A 14,964-nucleotide genomic window follows, 5' to 3' on the forward strand; every position below is an offset into this window, starting at 1 on the left:
GTGATGCGGCGGCTAATTGCCCCCGCAATTATTTGGTTATTTAATCGGAAATCCTAAAATGAATATATCACGGTCCGAACAACGGACTTTGCACGTGCTCGCAAAAGGTGGGCGCATTGCGCACTTTCGCGAAAATTCAAAAAACATAAATAAAGTAATATGTTATACGCGCGAAGGCCTTATTTTGGCAGATTGCACATTATATGTCTTTCAAAAATTAAGACAAAAAGGTCTTATAAAATCCAAAAATGGAGAGCCATATTCAATTAATTCTGATGGTCTAAGGACTGTTAGGGCGCAATTGGACAATAGATAAATTAAGGCGCCACCAGATTATTCTGGTGGCGTAATTTTTATTTTAAATTTTTTTGGTTATTAATCTTCGCTATTTGCATTGAACTTACATGCGTTACGCAAGTTAGACATGTCGGCTTCTGTTATTGCTGATATACCAGTTCGGTTGCCAATTATTTTTAGTGCATCATTGGTTCTTGTAATATATGACGGATGAGTTGATACTATTTCATCCAATGCATTATCCCTCAAATTAGATAATTTATGTAATTTTTTAAATGAGGTTCTGGCACCATCCGCCGAATAGCCGCTTGAAAGTAATAGTTCGATTGCTTCTCTGTCAGCCCTGCTTTCAACCTTTCTGCTATACCCGTAATCCATCATTTTTTGGGCTAAAGTAATCTTGGTTGCAGTATCGCCAGTTGATAAACCACCAAATAATGCATCAAATCCGGTTTTCTGTATCAAAGAAGTCATTGGATCACGGTTTTTTGCATGGCTAATTTCATGAGTAATAACCATTGATAATTCGTCACCCGTTAGTTTTCTAGCAAGTGAACAGAATACAACTATTTTATTTGCAGGAAGGGTGACTGCATTTATTGGTCCACCACGAACGAAATAAATGTCAATTGGATCATTAATGCCGGCTCTATTGCCTAGTTCACGTGTCCAAGCAAAAATTTTAAAAATGGTGGCCTTGTCTTCGTTTCTTGTATCTTCATCGGGAAGATCGCGCCCCTTTACAATATAATTAATTGCTTGCGCGGATATTTTATCTTCGCTTTTGAAGGGTATCATCTTTGCAATGCTTGGAGTAATAACAGGCCAAACAGTTAACGAGCCAATTATTACAACCCATGCAATAATACTAATCTTGGTGATTTTATTTTTGATTAGTTTATTGATTTCATGTGTGTTTTTTATTTGTGGCGCTTTGGTGGAGATTGTTTGAAGTATTTGACTATCTTTATTTGTTATAATGTAAGAAGTCTTTGAAAGACTTATCCTAAACTCATCATCTCTTTCACAGAAAAAATCCCTTTGCAATTCCTCGTAATAATATGATGATAAGTAGTTTTCTTCATAATCATATACTTTTATCAAATCATCCATTAACGCTAGGCGAACTAATCGTCCTGTCGCTTGGCTGCCGTCATAATAAATAATATCATGTTCCATCATATCGGGCTCATATCAAAATATGGAAGTTCCCAAGTGTCAGATATTCCTTCAGCCCTTGCGCTTATCTCTTCATTATGTTCAAAGATTGCATCAAGATTTTCAGGGGGGATATCAATCTCAAGATTATCGATGATGTATTTCCAATAAAATGAGGCCGTAAAAGGGGCTAAAAGCCCGAGAGATACGGTCATCAAAATTGCGTTTTTAAGGGTAACAAAAAGAAATCCTCTTGCCGTAATCTCAAGCCTGATGATGCAGCCATTAATTGAAATACGGTTTGCAATTTCTTGTAATGCTTTTGCGCGATAAAAAGCCATTGCGGTTACTAAAAATATCCAACTCATCGCAAAGTTTGCATACCCAAAAACTAATGTATAAAATTGAGAATTGCGGATAAGATCGAAGACGCCCAAATATTTTAGCAAAAAGTTCCATAAGGTAATTAGTATTAATGTTGAAAACCATCCGAGTGCAAATTCAGGATATAAATTAGTGCTTTTATTCTCGAAACAAAAACTTATGTTGCCCCACTTTGTGTTTTGCCAAACTCTTCTTGCCACAGATATGCGCATTTTGGGGTGCCACCAACCAAATGTAAGCGCTAATAGAATGTTGTGACCAAGAAAACGGAGTGCAAAACCAATTGCGCTCTTGGAAAGGGAAAAATTTATACCTTTCCAATATGTTCTATCCAAAATATATGCACGGGCGCGCCAAATCCCAATTCCAGAAATAAATGACAATAATAGATACAGGAAAAGTGCGATGAAGCTATAAATTAAAGGGTTTAAAGCTATTTGTGATAATTTTGATACCAGCCAAATTGGCCCAAATATCATGAACAATGCAATGCCAAAACCTTTGAATAATTCATCGCCAGTCCCTTTGTATTGAAATGGCTCTCCATCAAGGCGTGTTGAGCCCCATAGAAAGCCTCTTATATTGGCGCGCGCCCAAAACCTGTACAATGTCGCAGAGGCAATATTATATAATATATTACGCTTGGCTAATGGTTTGATGCATTCAAAAGAAGTGTCGGTTGTAATTTCCATAATACCCCCTAGTTAAAGGGGTATATGTATCTAAGGTAGAGGTCAATAAAATTATTGCTATGTAATTATTTTTTTACATTCAATTTGCTATTATCTAGTGGAATAGCGCTTGTACGTTTTGCAATTCGAATAACAATTCGTGATTGAACATCGGATACAAGGCCAATGCCAAGCAATTTATCACGTAAAAATGCGTCATAGGCGTGCATGTCAGAGGTTACGATACGCATCATGTAATCAACCGCGCCAGTGACAGTTGCACAATCAACAACTTCTGGCCAGCCAGCGATTTCTTCCTCGAATTTCTCAAGATTTTCACGGGTAGGCAATGCAAGTTTTACCGATGCCATAACTTCGAAATCAAGACCCAATTCTTCACGGTTTAACAAAGTAACGCGCTTTTGGATTACGCCAATTTCTTCAAGTCTCTTGATTCGTCTCCAACATGGTGAAGAAGACAGTCCAATTCTGTCGGCGATTTCAGCCACGGATAGCGCCGCGTCGTCTTGGATAAGCTCCAGAATGCGGAAATCAATTGCATCTAATTCCATTAATATACCCCCTAATAAAAATCCCAATAGGTATAATATTCGATAAAGTCCAGAGAAATTAGTTAAAAATTTCAATTATTTTTGCATAATTACATATATAGGGCAAGTATTTGTTTATATTTGCGGACGCAAAGCAATAAAACTAGACCAAAGTAAGGTTGTAAAAATAGCTAATATTAAAATTTATAATTGTTTGAGTGGTTGTTGCTATATAAAAAATCATTTGCAGCATAAATGTGATTTGTTACTTGCCACAAAATGAAAGCTGTAATAAAGCCCTCGGCTCGAAACCAACGTGGCTGGGTAGCTCAGCTGGTTAGAGCGCACGACTCATAATCGTGAGGTCGAGAGTTCAAGTCTCTCCCCCGCCACCACTTTCCCACAAAATAATTGTGGGGCTTTAGAACAGATTAAGTCTTGATTGAAAGACAATATCTAAAGCATAAAAATAACAAAATTACTAAATATTGGTCATTGTCATATTGCCCTGCGGCATATGAGTTACTTAGTCTTTTAATTGCAACTGATTAATGCTAATTGCCGATTTTGTAATTAGCTAAATAGATGCGACATGGATAAAAAAGATAGAAAAGCCTTGGTAATGTTTTCGGGTGGTCAAGACAGTGCTACCTGCCTTGCGTGGGCGCTTGAAAATTTTGAATCTGTTGAAACTATTGGCTTCGATTACGGACAACGCCATTCAGTAGAACTTGAACAGCGCAAAATTGTCCTTGCCGAAATGCGCAAATTATACCCGCATTGGAATGATATATTGGGTGAAGATTTTGTTCTCGATATTCCTGTATTGGGTCAAATATCTGATTGTGCCTTAACCAAAGAAGCTGAAATAACTTATGGCGAAAATGGTTTGCCAACCAGTTTTGTTCCGGCAAGAAATTTGCTTTTTATCGACCTTGCAGGTGCCTTAAGTTATCGCCGTGCAATTTATGATTTGGTCGGTGGAATGTGTGAAACCGATTTTTCTGGCTATCCTGATTGCCGTCGCCATACGATTGATTCATCGGCCAGAACCTTGTCGCTTGGCCTAGAGCAAAATTACCTTATCCATACGCCATTAATGCACATTAATAAGGCCCAGACATGGAAAATGGCGTTTGACCTTGGCGGGCAACAATTTGTTGATTTAGTTATTGAGCATACACATACATGCTATCTTGGTGATCGTACGCATCGGCATGATTGGGGCTATGGATGCGGTACATGTCCGGCGTGTGAGCTGCGTGCAAATGGATATTCTGAATGGATGGGGTAAAGGCAATGGAACGACCAGCGACCACGGGTCGCCGGCGGGTGTCCGCCGCGCCCGCGCAGGCATTTTGCAAGGCAAAATTAGCCGTGAGCGATAAAGATTTTCCGGCGTGTGAGCTGCGGGCAAATGGTTATCAAGAGTGGCGGGGCTGAACGCCATGACATATTCAATTAAAGAAATCTTTTTCACCCTCCAAGGGGAAGGTGCGCATTCAGGGCGCGCCGCGATCTTCTTGCGCTTTGCTGGATGTAACCTTTGGACCGGGCGTGAAGAAGACAGGTACAAAGCAATCTGCCAATTTTGCGATACGGATTTTGTCGGCACGGATGGTGAAAACGGCGGTAAATATGAAACCGCCGAAATGGTTGCCAATCTTGTCGATAAGATATGGTGCGACCATACAGAAAATCAAAACAGAAAATATATTGTTTGCACCGGTGGGGAGCCGTTGTTGCAAATTGATGCGCCGTTTATTGATGCGCTTCACCAAAAAGGTTTTACCATCGCCATTGAATCCAATGGCACAATAAAGGCACCAATTGGTATTGATTGGATTTGTATTAGCCCAAAAAAAGGTGCGCCGATTTTGCAAACTTCTGGCAGCGAACTAAAATTCGTTTATCCGCAAGAAGGGTTTGAACCACAGCAATTTGAAAGTTTGGACTTTCAAAATTTCTTTATTCAGCCAATGGATAACGAAAATTATGAAGAGAATTTGATTAAATGTGTGGTTTTTTGCCAGACCAATCCCAAATGGTCATTAAGTTTGCAAACCCACAAAATTATCAATATTCCTTAACCAAATTAAATTAGATTATGTTAATAACCCCTGTTACAAAGGGGGATTATGGCACCCTAATTGCGTAATGAATCCGAATTAAATGAGATTAACCAAATTGCGCCATTTTGGGGCGGGAGAAATAATAATATGGAATACCCAAATGACATAAAACCACTTACAGGGCTGCGCTTTATCGCTGCTTCGTGGTTGTTGATTTATTTTTTCTGGAAACGGTTGGGTTTAGAAGGCGCGGTTCCAGATGTTGTTGCTTTTGGCTATATGGGGGTCGATTTATTCTTTATCCTATCTGGTTTCGTGCTTGCGCATGTTTATGGCCCACAGGTTGAGGCAAAAAATTATAGCCATAAGGGGTTCATTTGGGCGCGTCTTGCCCGTATTTATCCATTACATATCCTTATGCTAAGTGTGATGATTGGTCTTTGGATTGTTGGTTCAAAACTCGGTTTTACTTATGATGCCTCTGCATTTGATGTAAGCCAAATTCCATTTCATATCGCATTGTTACAGGCTTGGGGCTTTGTTAATTCCGATGGTTGGAACTTCCCATCATGGTCAATTTCTGCGGAATGGTTTGCGTATTTAACTTTCCCAATTTCATTTTATTTGGCATCAAAATTCAAAAATTCTAAGATTGGTGGTTTGTTTGCCGTATCTGCATTGTTTGTGGCGATTTATATTCTTACTGCGCTAATTGGTAAGATGGAGCTTACAAATATGACTTGGGAAGGTGGTATTTTGCGCATTATCCCGGCATTTATGGCGGGTGTTATGTTGTGGTTTGTTGGCCGCGATATTCGCCTTGGCCAAAAGGCCGCTTATGCAGGGGTGTTTGCGTCATTCCTAATGCTTTTTGTGGCAATGACTATTTTTAAATCGCCAATGATGATTTGGTTTACGCTTGCGGCGATTGTATTCTTTTTTGCCGAAACTTCAAAATATGAAAATGGCGGCATTTGCTCTAACAAGGTTTGGGTTTACTTAGGCGAGGTTAGCTTTGCAATGTATATGGTTCACTTGCCGGTCGATATTTTGACTTGTAAAGGGATTATGAAATTTGCGACCGCATTCCATGAAAAACATCATTATATTTGTTTCTTTGCTGGTATGACGCTTAGTTTGATTGCCGCAATCACTGCCCATGAATTATTTGAAAAACCAGTGCGTAATTTTATGCGCACCCATACCCCGTCATGGATAAAAAAGGGAAAAAAGTCATTAAAACCGGTTGAAAATGCGGCCTAACTCATTCAATTCTATCGGTTTCAATTGAAATATATTTGATTTTATCTGTTTGCGAATAGATTAAAATTGCTTTTTTGCCTTCGATAATAATTTCTTTGATATCTGCATCATTCGGCAGTTTGTTTTCAAAAAACAGGCTGCCGTTTTGTTTTGCATCATTAAAAATATTGCGGATTTTTTCTTTTAATTCGGCGCGTCTTAATTCTTCAAAACGCCGTCTTGGCCCTTCGGCAATTACACGCAATGCGCCGCGAAATAAATTGATTTCACTTTCCGAAAATTGCGCGCGCACTAATGAATTCTTCAAGGTTTCAACCATGTTTTCACGCCGATCAGCGGGCCAAAAGAAACCAATTTCATCAAGTTCGGAAATTAAAAAATCAAACAAATTCTCAAAATATTTACGTGGTGCGGCTTCATGGCTTGCTATATTCCAACCATCTGGCATTTTATCGCCATCACGGACCGCCCAAAGATATGAGAATACCGCAACAGATTGCGCCAAATTAAGGCTTGGGAATTTAAAATCGGTCGGATAGGTAACTATATAATCGGCGGAGATTAAATCAATTTGATCAAGCCCAAGCCGCTCATTACCAAATAGCACCACCGGCCTATGTCCGTCTTTTATTGCCTGTGAAATAAGTTTTACTGCTTCGGATGGGCTAATTAATGGCTTGTCTAATTGGCGCGGTGTGCCAGAGGTGGCGAAAATAATTGTCTTGTCTTGGGTTGCTTCTGACGTGGTGTTGCAAAGCCTTGCATCATCCAAAATCCAGCTTGCCCCCGCTGAAACCGCAGTGGCCTTTTCATTCGGGAAGCCGTCACGCGGATTAACAATGATTAGTTCAGATAAGCCGAAATTTGCCATTGCGCGCGCCGCCGCACCAATATTTTCCCCCATCTGCGGCTTTATAAGTGCAATAGCAGGGGCAGGGGGCGGTGGCGGCAATGCCGCACGATCAGCATTGGAGGGAAGGGGCTTAGAAGTGGTCATTCATGTGATTTATTATTTAAAAATCATAATTGCAACTAACAATGTAATAAAGCAATTATAGAGTAATGATTGAATGTTATACAACCTTGACTGTTTGCAAATGTCGGGGTTTAAAATATACACTATGTTAAAATCATAAGTAATATTTCAAATGAATATAGGTGGTAAATATGAATAACGAAGATATTGAAAAATCACCAAATGAAACGGCGTCTTATGAAGTTAAGGAAGAAGCCAAGTTTTATGTTGTATCAAGCGAAAAATTTTGGATTTTGACAATTGCTTCGTTGGGTTTTTATACTTTGGTTTATTATTTTTTAAATTGGGAAGCATATAGAAATGCTACCCGAAAAGATATATCGCCGTTTTGGCGCACAATTACCTTTCCGTATTTTGTGTTTGATTTCCGCGATAAAGTAAAAGAATTGTGTGATGAGAAAGATGTAAAAACGGGGTATGAATTCGATATTTTACCCTTTGCTATGGTATTAACATACGTCTTGTCGTCGCTTATTGTTTATAAACAAACAGACTCTGGCAGTTTTCATTATGGGTTATTCGGCGCTGGTATGGCAATTAGTATTTTCCAATCACGATTTAGAAAATTTATCAATATTGCTAGCGGTGATGAACTTGGCGAAAGTAACAGTAAACTAAGCCTAGAAAATTATTTCTGGCTTGGGTTATTATGGTTCTTGTTAATTTTATCTCTTATGTTTGTTAAGGCAAAATATTTGTAAGTTTAAGGTGGATATCTTAGGTATAATAATTTTACCAAAAAGACCAATTGGGGTGTTGACTAGCTTTTACCATTATGTAATCTTGAGTATATTAAGTTGTATTCCCCCCCGCCCATCAGCAAAAATGTTTGGAGTTTAGTAATGACTGTTACGACAACATACGAATTTGAGAATTGTGAAACTGCACCTCCGTTTTATGTAGTTTCACCAGTTAAATTACTGCTCCTCACAATATTTACATTTGGTTGTTATAATGTTTTTTGGCTTTATCAAAATTGGAAAGCATATTCGAAATATAATGAGAAAAAAATCTCTCCATTATTTCGATCAATTTTCGCCCCATTTTTTATCTATGACTTGTTAAAATCAGCCCGTGAGCATGGTGACGGAAAAGCAATCTCCGATATGGCCGTTGTCATTGTTTCTATGGCATATATTATTTTATTCTTCATAGTCGGATTTTCACTTGTACCAAATCCAATGGGGCATTTAATTATTAGTTTTCATTTCTCTTACTTAAACGGTACTGGGCTATTATTAATTGGTCTTATGTTTTGGATTCAGTGGCGGCTTAATATCATCTGTGGCGATGAGTTTGGAAAATCAAACGATAAGTTAAGCATAGAAAATTTTGTTTGGATTGGATTTATGTGGGTTGCATTTACCAGTGCTTTTATCTGGAGCGGTGCAAATAAAGAAGAAGCAGCCAAATGGGGACTTACAACTAATTTCACCGTCACTAAGGATTAGTATTTAAAATTCAATAATTATTTTTAAGTGATAATTTTATGAGCCAAGATAGCGTTTTGCAATCAAATGATAATGGATATTTATGCTTATCATCTGGTGATTTATCGGGCGTTATAATAGGTAGTTTTGGATTATATAATAGCAGGTGGATTTCATCTCAATGGCACAGTAATGCAATATCAAGCATAAATAGTTTTAGCAAATTTTTTGCATTAATAGGTAATTTTTCACTCCCATTTCTTATATCAACAATATGGAAGATTGAAATATCCGAAAGAAAATATAAGCCACACTTTGTAATATTGTATTTACTAGCATTTCTTAGAATTATAGTCAGTATTACGAAAATTGTTATTCTAATTCATTGCTTAAATGAAAATGATGGGTTGGGTTTGTTCAATTTATTGCTTTGGAATTTTTATATATATCCAATTGGGTTGATTTTATCCGTCTTAATTTCTGTTCTTATTCAGAAACATATAAATAGAATAGCAGGCTTTGAAATTGATTTTAGTGCCTCAAATAAGGGATTAGGCATTTTAATATTGCCAATTTCAATACAAGTGTTGGCATATATATTTTTTCCAATAACAAATTTTCTAATAATGCTTTTTACTATTGGTTATCGTGTTTGAGGTATTGAACGCCTTAAATAATATAAGGAAATAGAATTTAACCATTCCTACTCAACCTTTCAAACCGTTCCTCCAATTCCTTCATTAAATCGTCGCGTTGTTTTTGGCGTGATTGATAGTCTTCTGGTGCATGGTTTGCGCCGATTAATCGCGAAATCTTTACGACTTTTTCTAAAATCACTAATTGCCTCCGTGCGCTTTCGGTTTCGCCATCAATAAGTGATTGCAAAATTCGTTCGCGCACTTTGGCAAAAGTTCGTCTAATTCCTTGTTGGTAGTTGGGGTTTTATTCATCGTATTATTATTGCACCTAAAAGATTTGGGGTGGATAGGGGGGCGCAATCCCCATTTTTTATACCCGTCATAAAATATGCCATGACTTATGAACCATTACCAAATCCAAAACACGAAAAATTCGCCCTTGCACTTGCGCGGGGTATGTCCAAAGAAAATGCCTATGCCGAAGCAGGGTTTATTGGCGGGCGGACTGCCGCAAGCCGATTGTCAACAAATGTCAACATTTTGGCGCGTGTGCAAAAATTGCAAGAAATTGCGCAAAATCGCAATGAAATCAATGTTGATACATTGTTACAAGAACTCGAAAAAGCGCGAAAATTGTCAATTTCTTTGGGGCAAGGCAGCGCCGCCGTTTTGGCAACAATGAGCAAAGCAAAATTATTAGGGTTGATGAAATGATTAATTCCAAAGTCGCACTGAAAAAAATACAAAACCTACTAGATTTTATTGTCACTTTCGCTATTGGTAGCGGCATCAAGGGCAATTAATAATTTACGAAAGGTTCGTTATGTCTAAAATTAAAGTTGCAAATCCGGTTGTCGATCTCGATGGCGACGAAATGACCCGTATCATCTGGTCAATGATTAAAGAATATTTGATTTTCCCATATCTTGATTTGCCAATCGAATATTATGACCTTTCTGTTGAAAATCGCGATGCCACCGATGACCAAGTTACTATCGATGCTGCAAAAGCAATCCAAAAATATAATGTTGGTATCAAATGCGCGACCATCACCCCAGATGAAGCACGTGTTACCGAGTTTAATTTGAAAAAAATGTGGAAATCACCAAACGGCACAATCCGTAACATCCTTGGTGGTGTGGTTTTCCGTGAACCTATCATTTGCCAAAACGTTCCACGCCTTGTCCCTGGTTGGACTGCGCCAATCGTTGTTGGTCGTCACGCATTTGGTGACCAGTATAAAGCAACAGATTTCAAAGTTCCTTCTGCTGGTAAACTAACTATGAAATTTACCCCAGATGATGGCGGCGAAGAAATTGAATACGAAGTATTCCAATATCCTGGTGCCGGTGTTGCAATGGGTATGTATAACCTTGATGAATCAATTCGTGAATTTGCGCGCGCGTCATTCAACTATGGCTTGCTTCGCAATTGGCCGGTTTATCTATCAACCAAAAATACAATTCTTAAGGCTTATGACGGCCGTTTCAAAGATATTTTCCAAGAAACTTTTGATGCAGAGTTCAAAGATAAATTTGCGGCTGCTGGCATCGTTTACGAACACCGTTTGATTGACGATTTGGTGGCTTCTGCACTTAAATGGTCTGGTAAATTCATTTGGGCTTGTAAAAACTATGACGGCGACGTGCAGTCTGACATGGTTGCACAAGGCTTTGGTTCATTGGGCTTGATGACGTCTGTATTGATGACCCCAGATGGCAAAACCATCGAAGCCGAAGCGGCACACGGTACTGTTACCCGCCACTATCGCCAACATCAAAAAGGCGAAAAAACTTCTACCAACTCAATTGCTTCAATCTTTGCTTGGACCCGTGGTCTTGCACACCGTGCGAAACTTGATGACAATGCTGAATTGGCGAAATTCTCTGCTACTTTGGAAAAAGTTGTGGTTGATACCGTTGAAAGCGGCTTCATGACAAAAGACTTGGCTCTATTGGTTGGTGACGAGCAAAAATGGCTTACCACTGAGGGCTTCTTGAAAAAAGTTGCTGAAAACCTAGAAGCAGCAATGGCTGCGTAATAGCGTCAAATTGGTGCGTCGAAATTTTTTGAAATAGTTCACTATTACAAAAAATTTTCTCCTACCACTTTTTAGCTATTACTTGCCATTGATGGCGAAAATTGAATTTATTAAAGGCGCGAATTTCGGTTCGCGCTTTTTTTGTCAACAAGGCAAATTATTTGTGATAGACTCAATAAATGATTGAGAATTACCAATGGCAAATAACTGATTACGGTCTTGAAACCAATGTGGGGCAGAATGAATATGCCATTTCGGTTGCTGAATTGTTCAAAACTTTCAACTATGAGGGAATTGAACTATTTTATTCACTAATCCTACTGATGGGGCGAGAATGGGTTATTCGTGATGATATTGTCGAAATTTATCCTCTCGCGGTTAAATATCACGCTAAAAAACATGCTATTAATTTCAATCAAGAAATTCTTATGCGTTCAATTGAGTTTTATATTGATAATGATACTTGGCTAAAATCACGCCCAATTAAAGCGTTTATGCATAAATTATAAAATAAAATTACAAGTTACAGATTTACCTAATTTTAGTCATATATTCGCCTTAATTAAATTTAATTAATGCCGCCGTTAAATTGGCAATTATATTTCAAAAAGAGGGGAAATTATGAAAAGGAAGTTGCTTGGACTTGTGGTTACAAGTCTTACTTTTATCGCTGCACCAGTTTTTGCAAAAGACACAAGTGAATATAAAAAAGCGCTTGCTGCATGTAAGGCATTTGATGCAGATACTTTTGTTAAAAGCGTGTCCTCTGACAAGAGGGTCTTGAAAAAATTCACACCCAAAGATGTATATTTTGGAACTTTAGAGGCAAATAGTGAAACTGTTTATGAGGTAAAATATTCGCCAAAAGATTTTTCTTTTCCATACTCTTATGTAGGAAAAAATATCGATAATGAAGATTTATGGGTCGATAAATCTACTTTGAGTGATGAGTATCCCACTTATGCAAAAGTCAATATTTCACGTGATGATACCAATCAATTGAAAGTGCGTTGGCAGATTGCGGAATATGAAATCGCAGAAAAAGGCAAGGTAGGGAAATTTATAAGCACATCTGGCAAAATCCAGCAAATGGAATTCAGTCCGAACGGCAAAAATAATTGTTGGGAATTATCTGCTGTTTATAATGTGAAAGAATAATATGATGAAAGCATCTAATATTGCTTTGGTCTTATCATTATTTGCGGTTTCATCTTGCGGCGCATTGAATAATAAAATTAACAAAGAAGTGGCGATTAACAAAAAGACGCTTATTAATTTTAGGGTCGATTTGATAAATCCTGATAGCAAAATGGCAAATGGTTTTGATAATCCCGCATTTAAACAGCTTCATGCTGATTTGGCAGAGGTTCTGCCGGATTTTAAACAAAACATTTGTGTTAATAGTCCAAATGCACCTTTAACAGATGAAATTATTTCTAAATGTGCCGGCAATCAAAATTTTACAATTGGTGACATGATTGAAGATGCCACATCAATAGGTGTTTATGACCTAAACAAAGATGGTAAAGAAGATCTCATAATCGCAATGGGCGGCAATACTGGTCTCTCTGGTCTTGGTACATGTGGTGCAAGGCAATATCGGTTTTATGAGAATATTGGGAATGATTACCGCCCAATCGGCAAAGTGAATGTATTGAATGCGCAAACGCTTTATGTTTATGACAATGCCGGAAAAAACAAGTTTTCAAGCTTGTTATGGAAAAGTGAAATTGGCTGCGATGGTAATCCGTTAAAAGGTGAAAGCTATCAAAGTTACGATTATAAAAAAGCAAGTTATTATTAAATAACGAGGGGGAATAAATGAAATTTTCTGGTGCCTTGTTGGTTACATGCCTTTTGGTTGCTTCAAATGCTTATGCCGGCACAAAATATCCCATGCCTTTGATTTGGGATTATAATCCAACACAACAAATAAGAACTACATTATGGGAAAAGCCAACCATAAAAAATGACTTGACCGAAGTTTACAACGATTGGGTAAAAAGAAATTGTTATGGTATCGATGACATTGCGGCATGTGTTGCCGGCAATCCTGGATATTCCCAAAATGGTTTATTTGACGATATTGCAATCGCCACACCCGATTTAAACAATGATGGTAAGCGCGATTTGATATTATATATGGGTTCAAATACTGGGCTTATGGGGTCTGGCTCTTGTGCAATGACAGATGTTTGGTTTTATGAAAACACAGGCACAGATTATCGCAATATTGGCAAAAGCGGTTTTGTTGTACGGGCTGATATTGCGCTTGGTGCCCCAAAGGCAAAGGGTAAATTTCGCGACATAGTTACAAATATCAAAAATGATAGCTGTAATAATGGCAAAAAAATCCCGCCACAAATTGATAAATATAATTATAAAACAAATTCTTATTACGATAACGAAGGATAAATATTTTATGAAATACATTGCTTCTTTAGCTTTAATTTCATGCCTTTTCGCAAGTTCCGCCAATGCAAAAGGAAAATACCCAATGGAATTGATTTGGGATAGCGGTCCTTCGCAGAATGTGCGCACTGAATTAGTTTCAAAGCCAACGATAAAAGCTGATATTCAACAAGCCTATGATGGTTGGGTTGAAAATAATTGCTATGGTCAAAAAGACTATGAGGCATGTCTGAAAAACCCACCTAAGCCACCGCTTACAGATGTTTTTGATGTGCTCGCGGTTGCAACACCAGATTTAAACAATGACGGTAAGCGTGATTTAATTATCTATATAAGTGGTGAAACCGGAATGTCTGGCAATGGTCGTTGTGGTATCATGGAAGTTTGGTTCTATGAAAATATTGGAACAGATTATCGCAGCCTTGGGAAGTCAGAATTTTTACATTCTAACCAATTCTATTTGGGTGCACCAAAATCAAAAGGAAAGTTCCGAGATATTATTACAAAAGATGTTGATGGCTTTTGTTCCGGTGAAAAGAAGCCTAAATTTATAGGAAATCCCTATGATTATAAGAAGGGCGTATATTTCCCATTATATATTGAAACACACTAATTTCTTAGGCCACCAACCAAGGAGTATTTCCCGATTTTTGGATTGAATTCGCGGAAATATTCCTGAATTTGTGGATGTTCAATTGGAATACCGCTTTCATCTGGCATCAAATTCTGCTCGGAGACATATGCAAGATAATGGGTTTCATCATTTTCCGCCAACAAATGATAAAATGGCTGATTACGATCTGGGCGCATGTCTTCGGGGATGGAATTATACCATTCTTCACTATTTGCGAAAACTGGGTCAATATCAATGATAACACCGCGAAACGAAAATAAACGGTGCTGAACAATTTGTCCTATCCCATATTTTGCAGTTTTTACCAGCATATCAATCTCCATTGAAGGCTTAATCAAGAAATAGGTATGCTTTCGGGCTTTTACAATAATGAGTTT

At 38.0% G+C, this 14,964-nt stretch carries 20 protein-coding genes and 1 tRNA gene; 15 read left to right on the forward strand and 6 right to left on the reverse strand.

Annotated elements, in window-relative coordinates:
- Positions 1 to 58 precede the first annotated feature (58 nt).
- Positions 59 to 316, forward strand: coding sequence for a YjhX family toxin (locus KXV15_RS06660; RefSeq protein ID WP_240007395.1), 258 nt, complete (start codon positions 59 to 61; stop codon positions 314 to 316).
- A gap of 59 nt (positions 317 to 375) precedes the next feature.
- Here KXV15_RS06660 and KXV15_RS06665 read toward each other — a convergent pair whose 3' ends face one another.
- From KXV15_RS06665 to KXV15_RS06675, 3 genes are all read right to left on the reverse strand, one after another.
- Positions 376 to 1,479: a M48 family metalloprotease gene (locus KXV15_RS06665; protein WP_240007396.1), complete on the reverse strand. Its 1,104-nt coding sequence runs from the start codon at positions 1,477 to 1,479 to the stop codon at positions 376 to 378.
- Complete coding sequence (locus KXV15_RS06670; RefSeq protein ID WP_240007397.1) at positions 1,476 to 2,531, reverse strand: DUF898 domain-containing protein; 1,056 nt, start codon at positions 2,529 to 2,531, stop codon at positions 1,476 to 1,478. The genes KXV15_RS06665 and KXV15_RS06670 overlap by 4 nt, the downstream gene beginning before the upstream one ends.
- Before the next feature lie 65 nt (positions 2,532 to 2,596).
- Positions 2,597 to 3,088, reverse strand: coding sequence for an Lrp/AsnC family transcriptional regulator (locus KXV15_RS06675; protein WP_240007761.1), 492 nt, complete (start codon positions 3,086 to 3,088; stop codon positions 2,597 to 2,599).
- 291 nt (positions 3,089 to 3,379) lie between these two features.
- Between KXV15_RS06675 and KXV15_RS06680 the strand changes: the two genes are divergently transcribed.
- The 4 genes from KXV15_RS06680 (at position 3,380) to KXV15_RS06695 (ending at position 6,396) form a co-directional block, all read left to right on the forward strand.
- Positions 3,380 to 3,456 (forward strand) — tRNA-Met (locus KXV15_RS06680).
- Positions 3,457 to 3,653: 197 nt separating this feature from the next.
- Entirely contained in the window at positions 3,654 to 4,355 is a 702-nt protein-coding gene (gene queC / locus KXV15_RS06685) for a 7-cyano-7-deazaguanine synthase QueC (RefSeq protein ID WP_240007398.1), read from the forward strand.
- Positions 4,356 to 4,509: 154 nt separating this feature from the next.
- The gene (queE, locus tag KXV15_RS06690) at positions 4,510 to 5,151 is read left to right on the forward strand and encodes a 7-carboxy-7-deazaguanine synthase (RefSeq protein ID WP_240007399.1); all 642 of its coding nucleotides are present in this window, start codon (positions 4,510 to 4,512) and stop codon (positions 5,149 to 5,151) included.
- 60 nt (positions 5,152 to 5,211) lie between these two features.
- On the forward strand, positions 5,212 to 6,396 hold the full coding sequence (locus tag KXV15_RS06695; RefSeq protein WP_240007400.1) for an acyltransferase family protein: 1,185 nt from the start codon (positions 5,212 to 5,214) through the stop codon (positions 6,394 to 6,396).
- A 1-nt stretch (position 6,397) separates the two neighbouring features.
- On the opposite strand, the gene KXV15_RS06700 is transcribed toward KXV15_RS06695, so the two are convergent.
- Entirely contained in the window at positions 6,398 to 7,393 is a 996-nt protein-coding gene (locus KXV15_RS06700) for an RNA methyltransferase (RefSeq protein WP_240007401.1), read from the reverse strand.
- Positions 7,394 to 7,563: 170 nt separating this feature from the next.
- Between KXV15_RS06700 and KXV15_RS06705 the strand changes: the two genes are divergently transcribed.
- From KXV15_RS06705 to KXV15_RS06715, 3 genes are all read left to right on the forward strand, one after another.
- Positions 7,564 to 8,133: a hypothetical protein gene (locus KXV15_RS06705; RefSeq protein WP_240007402.1), complete on the forward strand. Its 570-nt coding sequence runs from the start codon at positions 7,564 to 7,566 to the stop codon at positions 8,131 to 8,133.
- 141 nt (positions 8,134 to 8,274) lie between these two features.
- Positions 8,275 to 8,883 (forward strand): hypothetical protein, encoded by a 609-nt coding sequence (locus KXV15_RS06710; protein ID WP_240007403.1) that lies wholly within the window; start codon positions 8,275 to 8,277, stop codon positions 8,881 to 8,883.
- Between the two features lie 38 nt (positions 8,884 to 8,921).
- Positions 8,922 to 9,518, forward strand: coding sequence for a hypothetical protein (locus tag KXV15_RS06715; protein WP_240007404.1), 597 nt, complete (start codon positions 8,922 to 8,924; stop codon positions 9,516 to 9,518).
- 37 nt (positions 9,519 to 9,555) lie between these two features.
- Here KXV15_RS06715 and KXV15_RS06720 read toward each other — a convergent pair whose 3' ends face one another.
- Complete coding sequence (locus tag KXV15_RS06720) at positions 9,556 to 9,747, reverse strand: hypothetical protein (protein WP_240007405.1); 192 nt, start codon at positions 9,745 to 9,747, stop codon at positions 9,556 to 9,558.
- 146 nt (positions 9,748 to 9,893) lie between these two features.
- Here KXV15_RS06720 and KXV15_RS06725 point away from each other — a divergent pair, with 146 nt between their 5' ends.
- From KXV15_RS06725 to KXV15_RS06755, 7 genes are all read left to right on the forward strand, one after another.
- Positions 9,894 to 10,214, forward strand: coding sequence for a terminase small subunit (locus tag KXV15_RS06725; protein ID WP_240007406.1), 321 nt, complete (start codon positions 9,894 to 9,896; stop codon positions 10,212 to 10,214).
- 109 nt (positions 10,215 to 10,323) lie between these two features.
- Positions 10,324 to 11,541: an NADP-dependent isocitrate dehydrogenase gene (locus KXV15_RS06730; RefSeq protein ID WP_240007407.1), complete on the forward strand. Its 1,218-nt coding sequence runs from the start codon at positions 10,324 to 10,326 to the stop codon at positions 11,539 to 11,541.
- A 179-nt stretch (positions 11,542 to 11,720) separates the two neighbouring features.
- Entirely contained in the window at positions 11,721 to 12,050 is a 330-nt protein-coding gene (locus KXV15_RS06735; protein ID WP_240007408.1) for a hypothetical protein, read from the forward strand.
- A 112-nt stretch (positions 12,051 to 12,162) separates the two neighbouring features.
- Positions 12,163 to 12,699: a hypothetical protein gene (locus KXV15_RS06740; RefSeq protein ID WP_240007409.1), complete on the forward strand. Its 537-nt coding sequence runs from the start codon at positions 12,163 to 12,165 to the stop codon at positions 12,697 to 12,699.
- Positions 12,700 to 12,703: 4 nt separating this feature from the next.
- Positions 12,704 to 13,345, forward strand: coding sequence for a hypothetical protein (locus tag KXV15_RS06745; protein WP_240007410.1), 642 nt, complete (start codon positions 12,704 to 12,706; stop codon positions 13,343 to 13,345).
- A 17-nt stretch (positions 13,346 to 13,362) separates the two neighbouring features.
- Positions 13,363 to 13,956 carry a hypothetical protein gene (locus KXV15_RS06750; protein ID WP_240007411.1) on the forward strand — a complete coding sequence of 198 codons (594 nt, stop codon included), beginning with the start codon at positions 13,363 to 13,365 and terminating at the stop codon, positions 13,954 to 13,956.
- A gap of 82 nt (positions 13,957 to 14,038) precedes the next feature.
- Positions 14,039 to 14,566 (forward strand): hypothetical protein, encoded by a 528-nt coding sequence (locus KXV15_RS06755; protein WP_240007412.1) that lies wholly within the window; start codon positions 14,039 to 14,041, stop codon positions 14,564 to 14,566.
- Here KXV15_RS06755 and hspQ read toward each other — a convergent pair.
- Entirely contained in the window at positions 14,563 to 14,898 is a 336-nt protein-coding gene (gene hspQ / locus KXV15_RS06760; RefSeq protein ID WP_240007413.1) for a heat shock protein HspQ, read from the reverse strand. The two genes, KXV15_RS06755 and hspQ, sit on opposite strands and share 4 nt — an antisense overlap.
- Positions 14,899 to 14,964: the final 66 nt, after the last annotated feature.

Source organism: Pseudaquidulcibacter saccharophilus (genome assembly GCF_019455445.1).
Lineage (GTDB): Bacteria > Pseudomonadota > Alphaproteobacteria > Caulobacterales > Aquidulcibacteraceae > Pseudaquidulcibacter > Pseudaquidulcibacter saccharophilus.

Coding starts and splice junctions, on each gene's coding strand:
- KXV15_RS06755 (WP_240007412.1), top strand. CDS start 14,039: ATGGAATTGATTTGGGATAGCGGTCCTTCGCAGAATGTGCGCACTGAA.
- KXV15_RS06725 (WP_240007406.1), top strand. CDS start 9,894: ATGACTTATGAACCATTACCAAATCCAAAACACGAAAAATTCGCCCTT.
- queC (WP_240007398.1), top strand. CDS start 3,654: ATGGATAAAAAAGATAGAAAAGCCTTGGTAATGTTTTCGGGTGGTCAA.
- KXV15_RS06660 (WP_240007395.1), top strand. CDS start 59: ATGAATATATCACGGTCCGAACAACGGACTTTGCACGTGCTCGCAAAA.
- KXV15_RS06740 (WP_240007409.1), top strand. CDS start 12,163: ATGAAAAGGAAGTTGCTTGGACTTGTGGTTACAAGTCTTACTTTTATC.
- KXV15_RS06750 (WP_240007411.1), top strand. CDS start 13,363: ATGAAATTTTCTGGTGCCTTGTTGGTTACATGCCTTTTGGTTGCTTCA.
- KXV15_RS06745 (WP_240007410.1), top strand. CDS start 12,704: ATGAAAGCATCTAATATTGCTTTGGTCTTATCATTATTTGCGGTTTCA.
- KXV15_RS06715 (WP_240007404.1), top strand. CDS start 8,922: ATGAGCCAAGATAGCGTTTTGCAATCAAATGATAATGGATATTTATGC.
- KXV15_RS06705 (WP_240007402.1), top strand. CDS start 7,564: ATGAATAACGAAGATATTGAAAAATCACCAAATGAAACGGCGTCTTAT.
- queE (WP_240007399.1), top strand. CDS start 4,510: ATGACATATTCAATTAAAGAAATCTTTTTCACCCTCCAAGGGGAAGGT.
- KXV15_RS06700 (WP_240007401.1), bottom strand. CDS start 7,393: ATGACCACTTCTAAGCCCCTTCCCTCCAATGCTGATCGTGCGGCATTG.
- KXV15_RS06670 (WP_240007397.1), bottom strand. CDS start 2,531: ATGGAAATTACAACCGACACTTCTTTTGAATGCATCAAACCATTAGCC.
- KXV15_RS06735 (WP_240007408.1), top strand. CDS start 11,721: ATGATTGAGAATTACCAATGGCAAATAACTGATTACGGTCTTGAAACC.
- hspQ (WP_240007413.1), bottom strand. CDS start 14,898: ATGCTGGTAAAAACTGCAAAATATGGGATAGGACAAATTGTTCAGCAC.
- KXV15_RS06665 (WP_240007396.1), bottom strand. CDS start 1,479: ATGATGGAACATGATATTATTTATTATGACGGCAGCCAAGCGACAGGA.
- KXV15_RS06730 (WP_240007407.1), top strand. CDS start 10,324: ATGTCTAAAATTAAAGTTGCAAATCCGGTTGTCGATCTCGATGGCGAC.
- KXV15_RS06710 (WP_240007403.1), top strand. CDS start 8,275: ATGACTGTTACGACAACATACGAATTTGAGAATTGTGAAACTGCACCT.